General features: G+C 37.8%; 16 protein-coding genes and 1 rRNA gene. All 17 read left to right on the plus strand.

Annotated elements, in window-relative coordinates; all coding sequences use genetic code 11:
* Positions 1-67 precede the first annotated feature (67 nt).
* Positions 68-2,491 carry a stage II sporulation protein E gene (gene spoIIE / locus J7Q84_RS16755; RefSeq protein ID WP_481747563.1) on the plus strand — a complete coding sequence of 808 codons (2,424 nt, stop codon included), beginning with the start codon at positions 68-70 and terminating at the stop codon, positions 2,489-2,491.
* Positions 2,492-3,012: 521 nt separating this feature from the next.
* Positions 3,013-4,443 carry a tRNA lysidine(34) synthetase TilS gene (tilS, locus tag J7Q84_RS16760; RefSeq protein ID WP_209096213.1) on the plus strand — a complete coding sequence of 477 codons (1,431 nt, stop codon included), beginning with the start codon at positions 3,013-3,015 and terminating at the stop codon, positions 4,441-4,443.
* Entirely contained in the window at positions 4,424-4,966 is a 543-nt protein-coding gene (gene hpt / locus J7Q84_RS16765) for a hypoxanthine phosphoribosyltransferase (protein WP_209096215.1), read from the plus strand. The genes tilS and hpt overlap by 20 nt, the downstream gene beginning before the upstream one ends.
* 89 nt (positions 4,967-5,055) lie before the next feature.
* On the plus strand, positions 5,056-6,972 hold the full coding sequence (ftsH, locus tag J7Q84_RS16770; protein ID WP_209096217.1) for an ATP-dependent zinc metalloprotease FtsH: 1,917 nt from the start codon (positions 5,056-5,058) through the stop codon (positions 6,970-6,972).
* Positions 6,973-7,158: 186 nt separating this feature from the next.
* The gene (locus J7Q84_RS16775) at positions 7,159-7,947 is read left to right on the plus strand and encodes a type III pantothenate kinase (RefSeq protein WP_209096239.1); all 789 of its coding nucleotides are present in this window, start codon (positions 7,159-7,161) and stop codon (positions 7,945-7,947) included.
* Between the two features lie 5 nt (positions 7,948-7,952).
* The gene (hslO, locus tag J7Q84_RS16780) at positions 7,953-8,828 is read left to right on the plus strand and encodes an Hsp33 family molecular chaperone HslO (protein WP_209096219.1); all 876 of its coding nucleotides are present in this window, start codon (positions 7,953-7,955) and stop codon (positions 8,826-8,828) included.
* 197 nt (positions 8,829-9,025) lie between these two features.
* Entirely contained in the window at positions 9,026-9,949 is a 924-nt protein-coding gene (gene cysK / locus J7Q84_RS16785; RefSeq protein ID WP_209096221.1) for a cysteine synthase A, read from the plus strand.
* Between the two features lie 184 nt (positions 9,950-10,133).
* Complete coding sequence (gene trpE, locus J7Q84_RS16790; RefSeq protein ID WP_209096224.1) at positions 10,134-11,540, plus strand: anthranilate synthase component I; 1,407 nt, start codon at positions 10,134-10,136, stop codon at positions 11,538-11,540.
* The gene (pabA, locus tag J7Q84_RS16795; RefSeq protein WP_209096226.1) at positions 11,537-12,121 is read left to right on the plus strand and encodes an aminodeoxychorismate/anthranilate synthase component II; all 585 of its coding nucleotides are present in this window, start codon (positions 11,537-11,539) and stop codon (positions 12,119-12,121) included. Before trpE ends, pabA begins: the two co-directional genes overlap by 4 nt.
* Entirely contained in the window at positions 12,118-13,014 is an 897-nt protein-coding gene (pabC, locus tag J7Q84_RS16800) for an aminodeoxychorismate lyase (protein WP_209096228.1), read from the plus strand. The genes pabA and pabC overlap by 4 nt, the downstream gene beginning before the upstream one ends.
* On the plus strand, positions 12,989-13,828 hold the full coding sequence (gene folP, locus J7Q84_RS16805; protein WP_247739336.1) for a dihydropteroate synthase: 840 nt from the start codon (positions 12,989-12,991) through the stop codon (positions 13,826-13,828). The genes pabC and folP overlap by 26 nt, the downstream gene beginning before the upstream one ends.
* Positions 13,821-14,183, plus strand: a complete 363-nt coding sequence (gene folB, locus J7Q84_RS16810) for a dihydroneopterin aldolase (RefSeq protein ID WP_209096230.1) — start codon at positions 13,821-13,823, stop codon at positions 14,181-14,183. Before folP ends, folB begins: the two co-directional genes overlap by 8 nt.
* Positions 14,180-14,692 carry a 2-amino-4-hydroxy-6-hydroxymethyldihydropteridine diphosphokinase gene (gene folK / locus J7Q84_RS16815; RefSeq protein ID WP_209096231.1) on the plus strand — a complete coding sequence of 171 codons (513 nt, stop codon included), beginning with the start codon at positions 14,180-14,182 and terminating at the stop codon, positions 14,690-14,692. The genes folB and folK overlap by 4 nt, the downstream gene beginning before the upstream one ends.
* Positions 14,644-14,859 carry a helix-turn-helix domain-containing protein gene (locus tag J7Q84_RS16820; protein WP_209096233.1) on the plus strand — a complete coding sequence of 72 codons (216 nt, stop codon included), beginning with the start codon at positions 14,644-14,646 and terminating at the stop codon, positions 14,857-14,859. The genes folK and J7Q84_RS16820 overlap by 49 nt, the downstream gene beginning before the upstream one ends.
* A 15-nt stretch (positions 14,860-14,874) precedes the next feature.
* Positions 14,875-15,873, plus strand: a complete 999-nt coding sequence (gene dusB / locus J7Q84_RS16825) for a tRNA dihydrouridine synthase DusB (protein ID WP_209096235.1) — start codon at positions 14,875-14,877, stop codon at positions 15,871-15,873.
* Positions 15,874-16,006: 133 nt separating this feature from the next.
* Positions 16,007-17,500, plus strand: coding sequence for a lysine--tRNA ligase (gene lysS, locus J7Q84_RS16830; RefSeq protein WP_209096237.1), 1,494 nt, complete (start codon positions 16,007-16,009; stop codon positions 17,498-17,500).
* A gap of 273 nt (positions 17,501-17,773) precedes the next feature.
* Positions 17,774-17,833, plus strand: a 16S ribosomal RNA gene (locus tag J7Q84_RS16835); the annotation flags it as partial.

A 17,833-nucleotide genomic window follows, 5' to 3' on the forward strand; every position in this document is an offset into this window, starting at 1 on the left:
GGGTGGTGCTAATTGTATGCCAAAAGCAGGGAGAAGTATTGTTAATTCGAATTCAGACCTTATGGCTATGAATCGCATACAGTTTACAATGCTACAATGGATGAATAAGATAAAAGCTCAACTTGAGCATATCTTCTTTCGTTGGGGCTTCGTAATTGCGTTAGTGGGATTCCTTCTTGGACGAGCGTATATTTTAACAAACATACTACCGTTTGCCTTGCCGTTTTTTGTGGCAGTATATGTCATGAAACGGGAAAGAATGGCTTTAGCGTTCTTGGCGTTATTAGGGGGATCACTTACAGTTTCAATTGAAAATACCAGCTATACATTTGCTTCGATTTTTATGTTTTTTATTTACAATCTCTTCTTCCGTCCATTCACTAAAAAAATAGTGGGTCTAGTTCCATTTCAAGTTTTTGTCTCCATGTTAACAAGTCATCTGATTGTTACTTACTTCTATCAAAATTCCGTTGTTATGTATGATGTATTAATGAGTGCTGTTGAAGCGGGTTTAAGTTTTATATTAACGATGATTTTTTTGCAAAGTGTTCCTTTATTAACAACATATAAGGGGAAACGGTCGTTAGAAACAGAAGAAATTGTATGTTTAATTATTCTATTGGCTTCTATTTTAACGGGAACGACAGATTGGTTTATATATCATTTATCAATTCAGCATATATTTACTCGGTATTTAATTCTTGTTTTTGCTTTCGTTGCCGGTGCTACCATGGGATCAACAGTCGGAGTATTAACAGGGTTAATTTTGAGTTTGGCAAATGTAGCAAGTTTATATCAGATGAGCTTATTAGCATTTTCGGGTCTGTTAGGCGGTCTCTTGAAAGAAGGAAAACGTCTTGGTGTTGGGCTAGGATTATTGATTGGGACAAGCTTAATCACCTTATATGTAGATAAACAAGCGGATATCATTGTTACTTTATTAGAGTCTTGTGCAGCAATTATTGTATTTTTACTCACTCCAAAGATTGTGTTTGATAAAATTTCAAGAGTTATTCCTGGAACTGTGGAATATTCTACAGACCAACAGCAATATTTACGAAAAATCCGGGATGTGACAGCACAGCGAGTAGAACAATTCTCAAGCATTTTTCAAGCCTTATCAAGCAGTTTCTCCATGTATAGTCAAACAGATGAAGAAGAGGAAGAAAGAGAGCTAGACTTGTTCTTAAGCGGTATTACGGCAAAATCTTGCCAAGCATGCTTTAAGAAAGAGCAATGCTGGACTGCAAACTTTGATAGAACGTATGATTATATGAAGGAAATTATGAATGGCGCGGAGGATGGTACTTTAAAGCAAAATACAAAATTCATTCGTGAATGGGATAAATATTGTGTGAAAGGATCAAGGGTTATAAGCTTGATTGAGCAGGAGTTATTTTATTTTTATGCGAACCAAAAGCTGAAAAAACAAGTTAAAGAAAGCAGAAGGTTAGTAGCAGAACAGCTGCGAGGTGTTTCCCAAGTCATGGATGATTTTGCGAAGGAAATACAGCGAGAAAAAGAAAACCATCAAGTACAAGAAGATCAGATTTTACAAGCTTTACGTGGATTTGGAATTGAAATTGGTCAAGTAGATATATATAGTCTGGACCAAGGAAATATAGATATTGAGATTCTGATTCCAATGTATTGCAATCAGAATGGAGAATGCGACAAGCTTGTTGCGCCTATGATATCTGATATTTTAAATGAAACAGTAGTTGTGAAAACAGTAGAAGATTCATCATATCCAAATGGTTATGCAGTTGTCTCATTTGGATCTACGAAAACATTTGAAATAGATACAGGACTCGCAACGGCAGCTAAAGGAGGGGGGCTTGTTTCAGGAGACTCTTATTCTACAATGGAATTAGGTGCAGGAAAATATGCCTTGGCCATTAGTGATGGAATGGGAAATGGCGAACGTGCCCATATGGAAAGCAATGAAACATTGAAATTGCTTCAAAAGATTTTACAATCAGGCATTGATGAAAAAATCGCTATTAAATCTATTAATTCAATTTTATCTCTTCGTACTACAGATGAAATTTTCGCAACGCTGGATTTAGCGATGATAGATTTGCATGATGCCAGCGCTAAATTCTTGAAAATTGGGTCTACTCCTAGTTTTGTGAAACGAGGAGACCGAGTGATAAAAATTCAAGCAAATAATTTGCCGATGGGAATTATTGAAGATTTTGACGTTGAAGTGGTTGGCGAACAATTGAAAATAAATGATATTTTAATTATGATGAGCGATGGAATTTTTGAAGGGCCGAAGCATGTTGAAAACCATGAAGCGTGGATGAGACGGAAAATTAAGGAGCTAGAGACTGAAGATCCTCAAGAGATAGCTGATATCATTATGGAAGAAGTCATTCGTTCACGCGGTGGTTTTATAGAGGATGATATGACTATTGTAGTAGCAAAGGTTAAGAAAAATATGCCGCAGTGGGCAACAATTCCAGTCTTCAAGTCGCAAGCTCAATAAGAAAGGTATAAATCCATTTTACACAGTCTAAGATAGTAATACTTTGCTTAGGTTGAAAGGTAAATTCTCATAATGGAGACTGGTTGTTTCTATTAGGATAGGGTTCTGTGACTCCTGCTATGGTCAACATAATACAAAATAAAGTAAAAAATGTATTAAAGCATTTTTATGAAGGTCCAGGGGTCAACCCTCGGGCCTTTTTTATTGAGTTTAGATAAAAGAATTTGTTTTTATTCGATAGAGTGGGTAACAAGGAGGGAATGTGGTGCTTGGAAATATAGAAAATAAAGAACTAACTGAGATGCAGATGGTTCATATAAAGAAAAGAAATTCTAAAACCTTTCACTAATCATTCATATAATTGCAGCAACGGCAAAAGAATAGAAATGAAAGCAGATAGAAAGCTTGGTATCTGTTATACACTTGAGCCTTTTCTTTGATGATTACAAGAAAAAAATGATAGGATGAGGGGGAATATACTTAGTTTACTTTTATTTAATGAAGGGTGACAGAGAAATTCCATGTTTGAAGAAAAAATTGATGTTTTTATAGAAGAAAATAAGCTGCTGCAGAAAGAAACAACCGTAGTTATAGGAGTATCGGGAGGTGCAGATTCTTTAGCGCTTCTTTATTACCTACATTCTCGGAAGGAAAAGTACAATCTTCGTCTTATTGTAGCTCATGTAGACCATATGTTTCGTGGGGAAGAGTCCTATGAAGATCTTCGTTATGTTCATAAGGTAAGCGACAACCTTTCTATCCCTTGTGAGTTTGTTCAAATTGATGTAGCATCGTATCAAAGAAAGCATGGGTTAGGAGTACAAGCGGCTGCACGTGAATGCCGATATCGTTTTTTTGAGGAAGTAATGAAAAAATATAACAGTGATTATTTAGCCTTGGGTCACCATGGAGATGACCAGGTGGAAACCATTCTAATGAGGTTAGTAAGAGGGAGCACGGCAGCAGGGTATGCTGGCATTCCTATGAAAAGGCAGTTTAGCACAGGTTGGATTATTCGTCCATTTCTTATTGTAACTAAAGAAGAAATTGAAGAATATTGTAAGAAACGTGACATTGTTCCAAGAGTAGACAAAAGTAATTTTAAAGAAGATTATACAAGAAATCGTTTCAGAAAACATGTTCTTCCCTATTTAAAGAAAGAAAACCATCGTGTGCATGAACGCTTTCAAACCTTTAGCAAGATTATGCAAGAGGATGAGGATTATTTGCAGGAATTAGCCATAGAAAAAATGAATAAAGTAGTTAAGAAAAAGGACAAAAATAAGGTAGTACTAGCAATTCCTTCTTTTGAATCAATGGCTATGGCTTTACAAAGAAGAGGTATTCAACTAATATTAAACTATCTGTATCAAGACAATCCTTCGTCTCTTTCCTCTATACATATTAACAAAGTATTGTCGTTAATAAAGCGGGATCATCCATCTGGTTCTCTGGATTTTCCAGAAGGTTTAAAGGTAATTCGTACATATGAAGAGTGTATATTCTCCTTTGATAAGGAGCAGTGTTTTCCTTTTTCTTATAATGTTGCTGTTCCCGGAACCATTGATTTACCAAATGGTGATCAACTTATTGTGGAGAAGAGTAGCTGTTTTCTCGATTCTTATGATACAACAACTACTTTTGTAGCCTTAACAAAAGAATTGAAATTGCCATTGACAGTTCGATCGAGAAAAGATGGAGACCGAATGACGGTTAAAGGTATGAATGGAACGAAAAAGATAAAAGCTATCTTTATTGATAAGAAAGTTCCAAAGCATTTGCGTGATTATTGGCCTATCGTTTGTGATAATGATGGTGTTATTATTTGGGTACCATTGATACAAAAGTCATCATTGGAAACTGCAGAAAGAAACGCAGATAGTTATGTATTGATACATTATAAAAGCAAGGAGTCTTCTAGGAGGATAAGTCATGATGAATCAAGATATTGAAAAAGTATTAGTGTCAGAAGAAGAAATACAGGAAAAAGTTAAAGAATTAGGCGCTATCATTGCAGCCGATTATAAGGATACTGTTCCTTTGACTATTGGAGTCTTAAAGGGAGCTATGCCGTTTATGACAGATCTTTTAAAGCGTATGGATACGTATTTAGAAATGGATTTTATGGCAGTATCAAGCTATGGTCATGCATTCGTTTCTTCTGGAGAGGTGAAAATCTTAAAGGATTTAGATACTTCTGTCGAAGGACGAGACATTTTAATTGTAGAGGATATTATTGACAGCGGTCTAACATTAAACTATCTTGTAGATTTATTTAAATACCGCAAAGCTAAGTCCGTGAAGATTGTCACATTGTTAGATAAACCAACTGGAAGAAAGGTAGATATTCAAGCGGACTATGTTGGATTTATTGTTCCAAATGAATTCGTAGTGGGATATGGATTAGATTATAAAGAACAGTACCGTAATCTTCCGTATGTAGGGGTATTAAAACCTAGTGTTTATTCAAAATAAAAGGATAATGACAGGCTTTCCATTTGGATTGGAATGTTTTTCTATGGTACTATTGAATGTAGTCCGTATGTTGTGAGAGGAGGTTAGGGATGAATCGCATCTTTCGTAATACCATATTTTATTTACTAATTTTTCTAGTAGTAATCGGTGTTGTAAGTTATTTTAATGGATCAACCCAACAAACAAAGCCGCTCAGTTACGATCAATTCATTACTAAGCTGGAAAACGGTGAGGTCCGCTCTATTAAATTACAGCCGAAAAATGGCGTTTTTGAAGTGAAAGGGCAGTTGAAGGCATCTGAACAAGATGAGTATTTCGTTACATACGTAGCAAACAGTGAAGAGCTTCAAAAGAAGGTAGATAAAGTTTCGACAAGTACTGAGGTTAAATATGAGCCTGCTGAAGAAACTAGTGCATGGGTAACCTTCTTTACCTCTATCATCCCGTTTGTTATCATTTTTATTTTATTCTTTTTCCTGCTTAATCAAGCGCAAGGCGGCGGAAGTCGTGTGATGAATTTTGGAAAAAGCAAAGCTAAACTATACAATGATGATAAGAAAAAAGTTCGTTTTAAAGATGTAGCGGGAGCAGATGAAGAGAAACAAGAATTGGTAGAAGTAGTAGAATTCTTAAAAGATCCTCGAAAATTCGCAGAGCTTGGTGCTCGTATTCCTAAGGGTGTTCTATTAGTAGGACCTCCGGGTACAGGTAAAACATTGCTGGCAAGAGCAGTTGCGGGAGAGGCTGGGGTTCCATTCTTTTCTATCAGTGGTTCGGATTTCGTAGAGATGTTTGTAGGTGTGGGGGCATCCCGAGTTCGTGATTTATTTGAAAACGCAAAGAAAAACGCTCCGTGTATTATTTTCATTGATGAAATTGATGCAGTAGGTCGTCAACGCGGTGCTGGTTTAGGCGGCGGTCACGATGAGCGTGAGCAGACACTAAATCAATTGCTTGTTGAAATGGATGGATTTGGGGCAAACGAAGGCATTATTATTGTTGCTGCAACCAACAGACCGGACATTTTAGATCCTGCATTATTACGACCAGGTCGTTTCGACCGTCAGATTACAGTTGATCGTCCAGATGTAAATGGGCGGGAAGCCGTATTAAAAGTTCATGCTAGAAATAAGCCTCTTGATGACAGCATTAACTTAAAAACAATTGCAATGCGTACACCTGGGTTTTCAGGTGCTGATTTAGAGAATTTGTTAAATGAAGCTGCTCTTGTAGCGGCAAGGCAAAACAAAAAGAAAATTGATATGGCTGACATTGATGAAGCAACAGATCGTGTTATTGCAGGGCCCGCTAAGAAAAGCCGTGTTATTTCTGAAAAGGAACGCAAGATTGTGGCATATCACGAAGCTGGTCATACGGTGATTGGTGTAGTCTTAGATGAAGCAGATATGGTTCATAAGGTAACAATCGTGCCACGGGGTCAAGCAGGCGGCTATGCAGTAATGCTTCCAAAAGAAGATCGTTATTTTATGACAAAGCCAGAGCTGCTTGATAAGATTGTTGGGTTGCTTGGTGGACGTGTAGCGGAAGAAATTGTGTTTGGTGAAGTCAGCACGGGTGCTCATAATGACTTTCAACGTGCGACTGGTATTGCAAGACGTATGGTGACAGAATTTGGTATGAGCGATAAGCTTGGCCCGATGCAATTCGGGAATTCGCAGGGGCAAGTATTTTTAGGAAGAGATTTCCATTCTGAGCAAAATTACAGTGATGCAATCGCTCATGAAATTGATATGGAAATGAGAAACATTATGAAAGAAAGCTATGCTCGTGCAAAAGAGATTTTAACAGAAAATCGCGACAAGCTAGAAATTATCGCAAAAACGCTTCTTGAAGTTGAAACTTTAGATGCAGAACAAATCAGACATCTGTGTGACCATGGAACATTACCTGAGCGTAAAGCTAAAGTAAGCCCACTTTCTTCAGAAGATGTGAAAGTTAATATTTCTTCTAAAAAACAGGAAGAACCAAAAGAAGAAGATAAATAAAAATAAGAGCGGCTGAATTACAAGCCGCTCTTATTTTTATGGAGGTTAGGGAATCAATAAAATAAACTGCATCTGTTAGAATATATTTCGAGTCTTCCTTGGAATTATGCTACAGTGTAAATAAAACCGTAGTAGAAATAATTGTGGTATGATGAAGGGGAAAAAATGATGATAAGTGGTGAGAGCATGATTTTTGTATTGGATGTAGGGAATACAAATGCTGTACTTGGCGTTTTTGAGAAAGGTCAGCTCAAACAGCATTGGAGAATTGAGACAAATCGTAATAAAACAGAAGACGAATACGGAATGCTTGTAAAAGAATTGCTGGCACATGAAGGTATTACGTTTAATGATGTTCGCGGCATTATTATTTCTTCTGTTGTACCGCCAATTATGTTTGCGTTAGAAAGAATGTGCCATAAATACTTTAAATTGAAGCCTCTTATAGTAGGGCCGGGAATTAAAACGGGTCTAAATATTAAATATGAAAATCCAAGAGAGGTAGGAGCAGACCGAATTGTAAATGCTGTAGCAGCTATCCAATTATATGGAAGTCCGCTTGTGATAGTAGATTTTGGAACAGCGACTACATATTGTTATATTAATGAAGAAAAGCATTATATGGGTGGGGCTATTACACCGGGTATCATGATTTCAGCTGAAGCCTTGTATACTCGGGCTGCGAAGCTCCCGAGAATTGAAATTTCAAGACCGAGTGATGTAGTTGGGAAAAATACAGTAAGTGCAATGCAATCTGGTATTCTTTACGGCTATGTTGGACAAGTAGAAGGTATTGTAAAAAGAATGAAAAACCAAGCTAAGAAGGTACCTACTGTCATTGCGACAGGTGGATTAGCGTCATTAATTGCAGAAGAATCAGATGTAATTGATGTTGTAGATCCATTTTTAACATTAAAAGGCTTATATATGCTGTATGAACGTAATATGAATTTACAGCAGGAAAAGGGTGAATGACCAATATGAGAGATTATTTGGTGAAGGCGTTAGCATTTAATGGGCAAGTTCGAGCCTATGCTGTTAGAACGACGGATATTGTAAAAGAAGCACAATGTCGCCATGATACATGGAGAACTGCTTCTGCAGCACTTGGACGCTCTTTAACAGCAGGTGTTATGATGGGGGCAATGTTGAAGGGTGATCAAAAGCTCACAATTAAAATCCAAGGGGGAGGACCTCTTGGAACAATTTTGGTAGATGCAAATGCTAAGGGTGAGGTTCGCGGTTATGTATCCAATCCCCATGTAGATTTTGAAGGAAACGAAAAAGGCAAGCTTCGTGTATATAAGGCAGTAGGGGCGGATGGATTTTTAACGGTTATTAAAGATATTGGGTTAAAAGATCCATTTGTTGGACAGGTTCCGCTGCAATCTGGAGAATTAGGTGATGATTTTACCTATTACTTTGTTGTATCTGAACAAACACCGGCTTCTGTTGGAGTGGGAGTGCTTGTAAATGGGGACGACAGCATCCAAGCGGCTGGAGGTTTTATTCTACAAATCATGCCGGGTGCGGAGGAGGAGACGATTGGGTATATTGAAAAGCAATTGCAGGTCATTCCGCCAATCTCTAATTTGATTGAGCAAGGGTTAACACCAGAAGAAATTTTAAATACATTGGTTGGAGAACAAAATCTTAAATTATTAGAAACGATGGATGTGCAATTTCGTTGTACATGTTCTCGAGAACGGATTGAGGGTGTACTAGTCAGTCTTGGGAAAGTAGAGCTTGAGCAAATTCGTGAGGAAGAAGAAGAAACAGAAGTACATTGTCATTTCTGTAACGAGAGGTATATATTTACACAAGCAGATTTAACAGACTTAATAAGTAAATTGTAGAAATGTTATCTAAGAAAAATAACGAAATTTCTTATGAGTAGTTGTATTTCTTTGAAGTAATACGAGGTTTTTGTCCACTGGTATTAGGTAATTAAACTTTTGCATATGAATAGAGTGAAATGGGTTGACAAAAAGACTCAACTTTGTGAGAATTTATATAAAACCAATAAAAATACTTAGTATTAGGGGTGGATGAAATGCAAGTTGCTCAATCGGTTGCTGAATTAATTGGTAAAACCCCCGTTGTTAAATTAAATCGTATCGTTGATGAAGACAGTGCTGATATTTATGTAAAGCTTGAATTTATGAACCCTGGAAGCAGTGTAAAAGATCGCATCGCTCTTGCGATGATTGAAGCATCTGAAAAGAAGGGTCTTTTAAAAGAGGGTAACACCATTATAGAGCCTACAAGTGGTAATACAGGTATAGGTCTTGCGATGGTAGCTGCAGCTAAAGGATATAAAACCATTCTTGTAATGCCGGAAACAATGAGTTTGGAACGCAGAAATCTACTGCGTGCTTACGGTGCAGAGCTTGTCTTAACACCGGGGCAAGAAGGGATGGGTGGTGCTATCCGCAAAGCAGCAGAGCTTGCAAAGGAGCATGGGTATTTTATGCCGCAACAGTTTCAGAATCCATCTAACCCTGAAATTCATCAGCTAACGACAGGACCGGAAATTGTGGAACAGATGGGGGACCAATTGGATGCTTTTGTTGCCGGTATCGGAACTGGCGGAACTATTACGGGTGCTGGCTCTGTCTTAAAAGAACGATATCCAGCTATTAAAATTTTTGCAGTAGAGCCTGCGGATTCTCCGGTTTTATCGGGTGGAAAGCCGGGCCCTCATAAAATTCAAGGAATCGGAGCAGGGTTTATTCCGGAAATTTTAAATACTAAAATATATGATGAAGTCATTCAGGTGAAAAATGATCAAGCATTTGAATATGCAAGAAGAGCTGCACGTGAGGAAGGGATTTTAGCTGGCATTTCATCAGGAGCAGCAATTTACGCAGCTATTCAGGTTGCCAGAGAGCTTGGAAAAGGTAAAAAAGTTCTTGCAATTATCCCAAGTAATGGAGAGCGTTATCTAAGTACACCGCTTTATCAATTTGAATCATAAATAATTTAAGCATTCCTCATCAATGAGGAATGCTTTTTTTACATAAGCTAAGTACATTCAGCATTAACAAAACTGATTCATCAGCTAGTGGATATAGCTGTGTTATTAGGAAAAGAGTGAACACTCAGGGAATCTCATGTAAAATAGGGTGTAGTCATTAATGAAATAGGAGTGTGCGTCAAGAATGGACCGTACGGCGTTAGCAAAGAAAATATCTTATGAAAAATCTTTTTTTACCCAATACAAAGCATTATCACAATCTAAGCCTTACCATGTGTTGCTGGAAAGCGGCAGAGGAGGAAGGTACAATATTGTGGGCTTGGACCCTGTAGCTATATTGCGTGGAAAAAACCAGGAGCTTCGTATAACAGAAGGTGACAAGGAAACGGTACTGCATGGTAATCCACTAGAATCGATGCAGAGTTATATGGAAAAGTATAAAACAGAACAAAATAAAGACTATCCGCCGTTTCAAGGTGGTGCCATTGGTTATTTTAGTTATGATTGTATCCGCTATATTGAAAAGATTCCTGCTATTGCACAAGATGATCTCGATATTCCTGATGTATATTTCTTGTTGTTTGATGATGTGTTTGTATACGACCAGCAGGAAAAAGCATTGTGGTTAATTACCCACTATACTAATAATCGGCAGCAAGCGGAAGCTCGATTACAAGAGTTAGAGCAGCTATGGTCAAAGTCTGTAGATGTGCCATATATAAGTTTATCCCATGCAGATGAGGCTCGCCCTTCTGTTTCTTTTACAGAGGGAGGTTTTATAGATGCAGTAAAGAGAGTACAGGAATACATTGCAGCAGGGGATATATTCCAAGTGAACTTATCTGTTCGTCAAACGCAACCATTGCTTTCACATCCAATGGAAATTTATACGAAATTGAGAGAAATTAATCCGTCTCCTTATATGGCTTATATGGAGCTTGATGATTTTCAAATTGTAAGCGGTTCTCCAGAGTTGCTCATTAAGAAGCAGGGAACGGAAGTGAGCACTCGTCCGATTGCAGGGACAAGATCTCGTGGGAAAGATGCAGCAGAAGATGAAGCTTTAGCAAATGAATTAATTGAAAATGAAAAAGAGCGTGCTGAACATGTAATGCTGGTAGATTTAGAAAGAAACGATTTAGGGCGCGTTTGTGAGTACGGATCTGTGGAAGTTAATGAGTTCATGGTAATTGAAAAGTACTCTCATGTTATGCATATTGTATCTAATGTACGTGGAGAGATAAGTGAACAATACGATGCATTTGATGTAGTAAAAGCTGTGTTTCCGGGAGGGACAATAACTGGCGCTCCTAAAATACGTACGATGGAAATTATTGAAGAGCTGGAACCTGTGCGACGCGGGATTTATACAGGGTCGATAGGGTGGATTAGCTATGCAGGAGAAATGGAATTAAATATTGTAATTCGTACCTTGCTTGCTAAAAATGGCCAAGCCCATGTCCAAGCAGGAGCAGGAATTGTTATTGATTCAAATCCAAAGAATGAATACAAAGAGTCTTTAAAGAAAGCTATTGCTTTATGGCGTGCAAAAGAAAGTAGTGAAATTACGAATGGACAGGTGAAATTATGATTTTGATGATAGATAATTATGACTCCTTTACGTTTAATTTAGTTCAGTTTCTAGGAGAACTGGGAGAAGAGTTAATTGTGCGGCGAAATGATCAAGTAAGTATATCTGAAATTGAAGAAATGAATCCAAGTTTTTTAATGATTTCTCCTGGGCCGTGCAGCCCTAACGAAGCGGGTATTAGTATGGAAGTGATTAAATACTTTGCTGGAAAAATACCCATTTTTGGAGTGTGTTTAGGACATCAGTCGATTGCCCAGGTATTTGGCGGGGATGTTGTACGTGCAGAGAGATTAATGCATGGAAAAACATCGCAAATGTATCATGATGGAAAAACGATCTTTACTGACATTCCTAATCCGTTTGCTGCTACTCGTTATCATTCATTAATAGTCAAAAAAGAGACTTTGCCGGATTGTTTAGAAATTTCTTCATGGACAGAAGAGGGTGAGATTATGGGAATCCGCCATAAAACTCTGCCAATCGAAGGAGTGCAATTTCATCCTGAGTCCATAATGACATCCCACGGGAAGGAATTATTAAAAAACTTTATTGTGCAATATAAACGGAGTCCGGTACAATGATAATTTTTGTGAATGGGCAGTATGTAAATGCAAAACATGCTGTTATATCTCCGTACGATCATGGGTATTTGTATGGTTTAGGTGTGTTTGAAACCTTTCGTATATATGAAGGACATCCTTTTTTATTTAATGATCATTATAATCGATTGAATCGGGCTGTTAGGGAGCTTAATATTAGTTGGAGTATGTCGAAGGAGGAAGTGCTAGCTGTTCTTGAGGAACTGCTTGAACGGAATGACTTGCGAAATGCATATGTTCGTTTTAATGTCTCAGCTGGTGTCGGAGAGATTGGACTGCAAACGGAAGAGTATACATCTCCTACTACAATTGTGTTTATTAAATCATTACCTGTCCAGGATGAAGTGATAGAAAAGACGGGTGTAATTTTGAAGCAGACTCGAAATACTCCAGAGGGAATGTTTCGTCTAAAATCCCATCATTATTTAAACAACATCTTGGGAAAACGAGAAATAGGAGCAGATCCGGATCAGGAAGGCATCTTTTTAACGAAAGAAGGCCATGTGGCGGAAGGGATTGTTTCTAACGTATTTTTTGTGAAGGATAGAAGACTGTGCACCCCGTCTTTAGAAACAGGCATTTTAAATGGTATTACGAGAGAATTTGTGTTATGCATGGCAGAAACATATGGTATACAAAGTAATGTTGGGTTGTTTACAGAAGACGACCTTTTCACAAGTGAGGAAGTTTTTGTCACAAATTCTATTCAAGAGATTGTACCTATTAAACAAATAGGTGATGTTGTATACAAAGGCAAGCAGGGAGAGATAACAAGCTTCCTTGCTCAGGAATATAAAGTATATCGCAAGACATTATGGAAAAATGATGAATTGAAAGGAATGAATACGCTTGGCAGTGCAAAACATCAAGTGTGAACCATATGAACTTAATATTAAAGAGAAAACAGTAATTATGGGGATTTTAAATGCGACTCCGGACTCTTTCTCAGACGGAGGTAACTACAATGAAGTTGAAGCTGCAGTGAAACATGCTGAAGAAATGGCCGGCCAAGGAGCGGACATAATTGATATCGGAGGAGAATCGACGAGACCGGGGGCAGAGACGGTACCATTAGAAGAGGAATTGAGAAGAGTTATCCCCATTATTAGAGCTGTTTCTAATAAGGTTAAGCTTCCTATATCTGTAGATACATACAAAGCAGAAGTAGCTAAACAAGCGATTGAAGCAGGGGCTAATATTATTAACGATATATGGGGAGCGAAGGCTGATCCTAAGATAGGAGAGGTTGCTGCTTTTTATAATGTGCCAATTATTCTCATGCACAATCGGGAGAATCGAAATTATAATAATTTAATGGCTGACATGATTGCTGATTTATATGATAGTGTGAAGCTGGTTAAAATGGCAGGAGTGCGTGATGAAAATATTATTTTAGATCCAGGTATAGGTTTTGCTAAAACACCTAATCAAAATTTAGAGGTTATGAGGAACTTGGAGCAACTCACTGTATTAGGGTATCCTCTCTTATTAGGTACGTCCCGAAAATCCTTTATCGGGCAAGCTCTTGAATTACCTGTAGAAGAGAGAATGGAAGGAACGGGAGCTACAGTTTGTCTAGGGATTCAAAAAGGCTGCGATATCGTTCGGGTTCATGATGTGTTGGAAATGTCTAGAATGGCAAAGATGATGGATATGATGATGGGGAAAGGAGGGATTTGTATTGGATAAGATACACATCCATGAAATGGAGTTTTACGGCTATCATGGTGTATTTCCTGAAGAGAACAAGCTCGGCCAGCGATTCAAGGTAGACTTAACTGTAGAATTAAGTTTAAAGCGAGCTGGTGAAACTGATGAGCTTGAGCATTCAGTAAATTATGGAGAATTATATGAACTGTGTAAGATGATTGTGGAAGGGAAGCCGGTTAAATTAGTGGAGACCCTAGCAGAAAAGATAGCGTCTATTATTTTAGATAAGTACGATTTAATTCGAAACTGTACAGTGAAAATCATCAAGCCAGATCCCCCTATTCCTGGTCATTACCGTTCTGTAGCAGTTGAAATTATGAGGTCACGCGGATGAGCAATGTGGCTTTTATTAGTCTTGGATCTAATATAGGAAACCGTTTTGATTATTTAAAGCAAGCCGTTTCACTTCTGCATGAACAATCTGAAATTTTTGTAGAGGATATTTCTTCTGTATATGAGACAGACCCTGTTGGATACACAGACCAGGATAAATTTTTAAATATCATAATAAAAATTTCTACCAGTTTATCACCTGATGAACTACTGAGAATTACACAAAGTGTAGAATGTGAATTAGGAAGAAAAAGGGAAATAAGATGGGGTCCGAGAACAATTGACCTTGACATTTTGCTCTATAATCAAGAAAATATTGAAACAGAGCAACTAATTGTTCCTCATCCGCGTATGTTTGAACGGGCATTCGTTTTAGTGCCTTTAATTGAGTTAAATGCAAATGTAGGGGAAATAAAACAAGTGCAAATAGAAGAGATGCAGAAGCGAGAGGGAGTTACGGTATGGAAGCAGAAAAATGGGGGAGGCGCATTCGCGCTTTTCGAAAATTAAAAGGCTATACACAAGAAGGCTTTGCTAAACAATTGGGAGTATCAGTTTCTGTTCTTGGAGAAATTGAGAGAGGCAACCGCCTTCCTTCGGAAGATTTTATTGCGGAGGTAGTTGAAAATCTCAATTTGACGCGAGAAGAATTAATGCCGATAGAAAAGACAAAATGAAGGGAGGAAATAACGATGTTGAAAATAGCAAACATCGAAATGAAAAACCCCGTTGTATTAGCACCGATGGCAGGAGTATGTAATTCTGCGTTTCGTTTGACTGTAAAAGAATTTGGTGCTGGGTTAGTATGTGCAGAAATGGTAAGCGATAAAGCAATATTATTTAACAATCAGAAAACAATGGATATGTTGTATATTGATGAGCGTGAGAAGCCATTAAGCCTACAAATCTTTGGCGGTGAAAAAGAAACACTTGTAGAAGCTGCGAAATTTGTAGATAAAAATACAACTGCAGACATAATAGATATTAATATGGGATGTCCGGTTCCCAAAATTACAAAATGTGATGCAGGCGCTAAGTGGCTGCTAGATCCTAAAAAAGTATACGAGATGGTGGCTGCTGTAGTCGATGCTGTAGAAAAACCTGTAACTGTTAAAATGCGTACGGGTTGGGACGAAGATCATATTTATGTAATTGAAAATGCTCAAGCAGTTGAACGTGCAGGTGGTCAAGCAGTTGCGGTTCACGGCCGTACTCGTGCACAAATGTACGAGGGGAAAGCAGATTGGAACATTATTAAACAAGTGAAGCAGTCTGTGAATATTCCTGTTATAGGAAATGGCGATGTGGAAACTCCTCAAGATGCAAAGCGTATGCTTGATGAAATAGGAGTAGACGGTGTTATGATTGGTCGTGCTGCTTTAGGTAATCCATGGATGATTTATCGTACGGTCAAGTATTTGGAAACCGGTGAACTTATGCCAGAGCCAGGTGTGCGTGAAAAAATTGATGTATGTATTCTTCATTTAGATCGTTTAATAGATTTGAAAAATGAGAGTATTGCTGTAAGAGAGATGAGAAAGCATGCAGCTTGGTATTTAAAGGGCGTGAGAGGCAATGCGAGAGTTCGAAATGCTGTTAATGAGTGTAATACTCGAAACGATTTAGTAAATCTTTTAACTGCATTTGTCGATGAAATAGAAGAAAAGCAACGTACTATACACGTGGGATAACGTTTGACATGCTTGGTTACACTAACCTATAATTACCTCTAAGATAAAAAAACTGCCAGTGAAGCACTGGCAGTTTTTCTAGTTGGAGAGAAAATGTTATATTATATACATTGTAACCTTAATCAGAGTTGGAGTGGATAAAATGAGTCACGAAGAATTAAATGACCAATTGCTTGTGCGCAGGGGGAAGATGAATAGCTTGCGTGAAAAAGGAATGGACCCGTTTGGCAAGAGATTTGAACGTACTTATTCTACAAAGCAATTACTGCAAAAGTATGGTGAGTTTTCAAAAGAAGAATTAGAAGAGCAAGCTGCAATTGTTTCTATCGCAGGCCGTATTATGACAAAACGCGGAAAGGGGAAAGCGGGTTTTGCGCATATACAGGATTTAGAAGGTCAAATTCAAATTTATGTTCGTCAAGATGCAGTCGGAGAAGAAGGATACGAGTTGTTTGACTTAGCCGATTTAGGTGATCTTGTCGGTGTAGAGGGAACGGTTTTTAAAACTAAAGTAGGCGAACTATCTATTAAAGTTACAAACTATACATTGTTAACAAAATCACTTCGTCCTCTACCGGATAAATACCATGGTTTAAAAGATGTAGAACAGCGTTATCGCCAGCGTTATTTAGATCTAATCATGAGCATGGAAAGTCGTGAAAATTTTATTGCGAGAAGTAAAATTATCCGTGCTATGAGAAGGTATTTAGATGATAATGGTTACCTAGAAGTAGAAACACCGATGCTACATACTATTGCAGGTGGGGCTTCGGCACGTCCGTTTATCACACACCATAATGCACTAGATATGGAGTTGTATATGCGAATTGCCATTGAACTGCATCTAAAGCGTTTAATTGTGGGTGGATTAGAAAAGGTATATGAAATTGGTCGTGTATTCCGTAACGAAGGCATTTCTACGAGACATAATCCGGAATTTACAATGATTGAATTGTATGAAGCGTATGCGGATTATAAAGATATCATGAAATTAACTGAGGAATTAATCGCACATATTGCAAAAGAAGTGCTTGGCACTACGAAAATCACATATGGCGAGTACGAAATTGATTTACAACCAGAATGGACGAGACTTCATATGGTTGACGCAATTAAAGAGCATACAGGAGTGGATTTTTGGAATGAAATGACTGTAGAAGAAGCTCGTGCTTTAGCGAAAGAACATAACATAGAAATAACTCAACATATGGAAGTAGGTCATATTATTAATGAGTTCTTTGAACAAAAAGTAGAGGAACACTTAATACAGCCTACATTTATTTACGGTCATCCTGTGGAAATTTCCCCACTTGCGAAGAAAAATGATGAGGATTCTCGTTTTACAGATCGTTTCGAATTATTTATTGTTGCTCGTGAGCATGCGAATGCATTTACAGAGTTAAATGATCCTATTGATCAAAAAGAAAGATTTGAGGCTCAGTTAAAAGAGCGTGAACAAGGAAATGACGAAGCACATATGATGGATGATGATTACATTGAAGCACTTGAGTATGGTATGCCTCCTACAGGTGGATTAGGAATAGGTATCGACCGTTTGGTAATGCTATTAACAAACTCACCATCTATTCGCGATATACTATTATTCCCTACAATGAGACATAAGTAAGGTTAAAAGCTTCGGAGGTTGGATCTCCGAAGCTTTTATATATAAAATAATGTTATTAAAAATATTTTAAAAAACTATTGCATTCCCTTCTTTAAACTGGTATATTTATATTCGTTGTCACGAACGAGATCGAAAAAGAAATACAAAAGATTGTTGACAGCGTTTTAAATAAATGATAAGATATTAAAGTCGCCTTGAGCGGCACAGTAGTTCTTTGAAAACTGAACAAAACAAGAAACAAACGTCAAGTTTTAAATGAGCAAGTCAAACACTTTTATGGAGAGTTTGATCCTGGCTCAGGACGAACGCTGGCGGCGTGCCTAATACATGCAA

It is taken from the genome of Bacillus sp. 165, assembly GCF_017742235.1.
In the GTDB taxonomy this organism is placed as follows: Bacteria; Bacillota; Bacilli; order Bacillales; family Bacillaceae_G; genus JAGHKQ01.

Coding starts and splice junctions, on each gene's coding strand:
- spoIIE (WP_481747563.1), top strand. CDS start 68: ATGAATCGCATACAGTTTACAATGCTACAATGGATGAATAAGATAAAA.
- tilS (WP_209096213.1), top strand. CDS start 3,013: ATGTTTGAAGAAAAAATTGATGTTTTTATAGAAGAAAATAAGCTGCTG.
- hpt (WP_209096215.1), top strand. CDS start 4,424: ATGATGAATCAAGATATTGAAAAAGTATTAGTGTCAGAAGAAGAAATA.
- ftsH (WP_209096217.1), top strand. CDS start 5,056: ATGAATCGCATCTTTCGTAATACCATATTTTATTTACTAATTTTTCTA.
- J7Q84_RS16775 (WP_209096239.1), top strand. CDS start 7,159: ATGATTTTTGTATTGGATGTAGGGAATACAAATGCTGTACTTGGCGTT.
- hslO (WP_209096219.1), top strand. CDS start 7,953: ATGAGAGATTATTTGGTGAAGGCGTTAGCATTTAATGGGCAAGTTCGA.
- cysK (WP_209096221.1), top strand. CDS start 9,026: ATGCAAGTTGCTCAATCGGTTGCTGAATTAATTGGTAAAACCCCCGTT.
- trpE (WP_209096224.1), top strand. CDS start 10,134: ATGGACCGTACGGCGTTAGCAAAGAAAATATCTTATGAAAAATCTTTT.
- pabA (WP_209096226.1), top strand. CDS start 11,537: ATGATTTTGATGATAGATAATTATGACTCCTTTACGTTTAATTTAGTT.
- pabC (WP_209096228.1), top strand. CDS start 12,118: ATGATAATTTTTGTGAATGGGCAGTATGTAAATGCAAAACATGCTGTT.
- folK (WP_209096231.1), top strand. CDS start 14,180: ATGAGCAATGTGGCTTTTATTAGTCTTGGATCTAATATAGGAAACCGT.
- J7Q84_RS16820 (WP_209096233.1), top strand. CDS start 14,644: ATGGAAGCAGAAAAATGGGGGAGGCGCATTCGCGCTTTTCGAAAATTA.
- dusB (WP_209096235.1), top strand. CDS start 14,875: ATGTTGAAAATAGCAAACATCGAAATGAAAAACCCCGTTGTATTAGCA.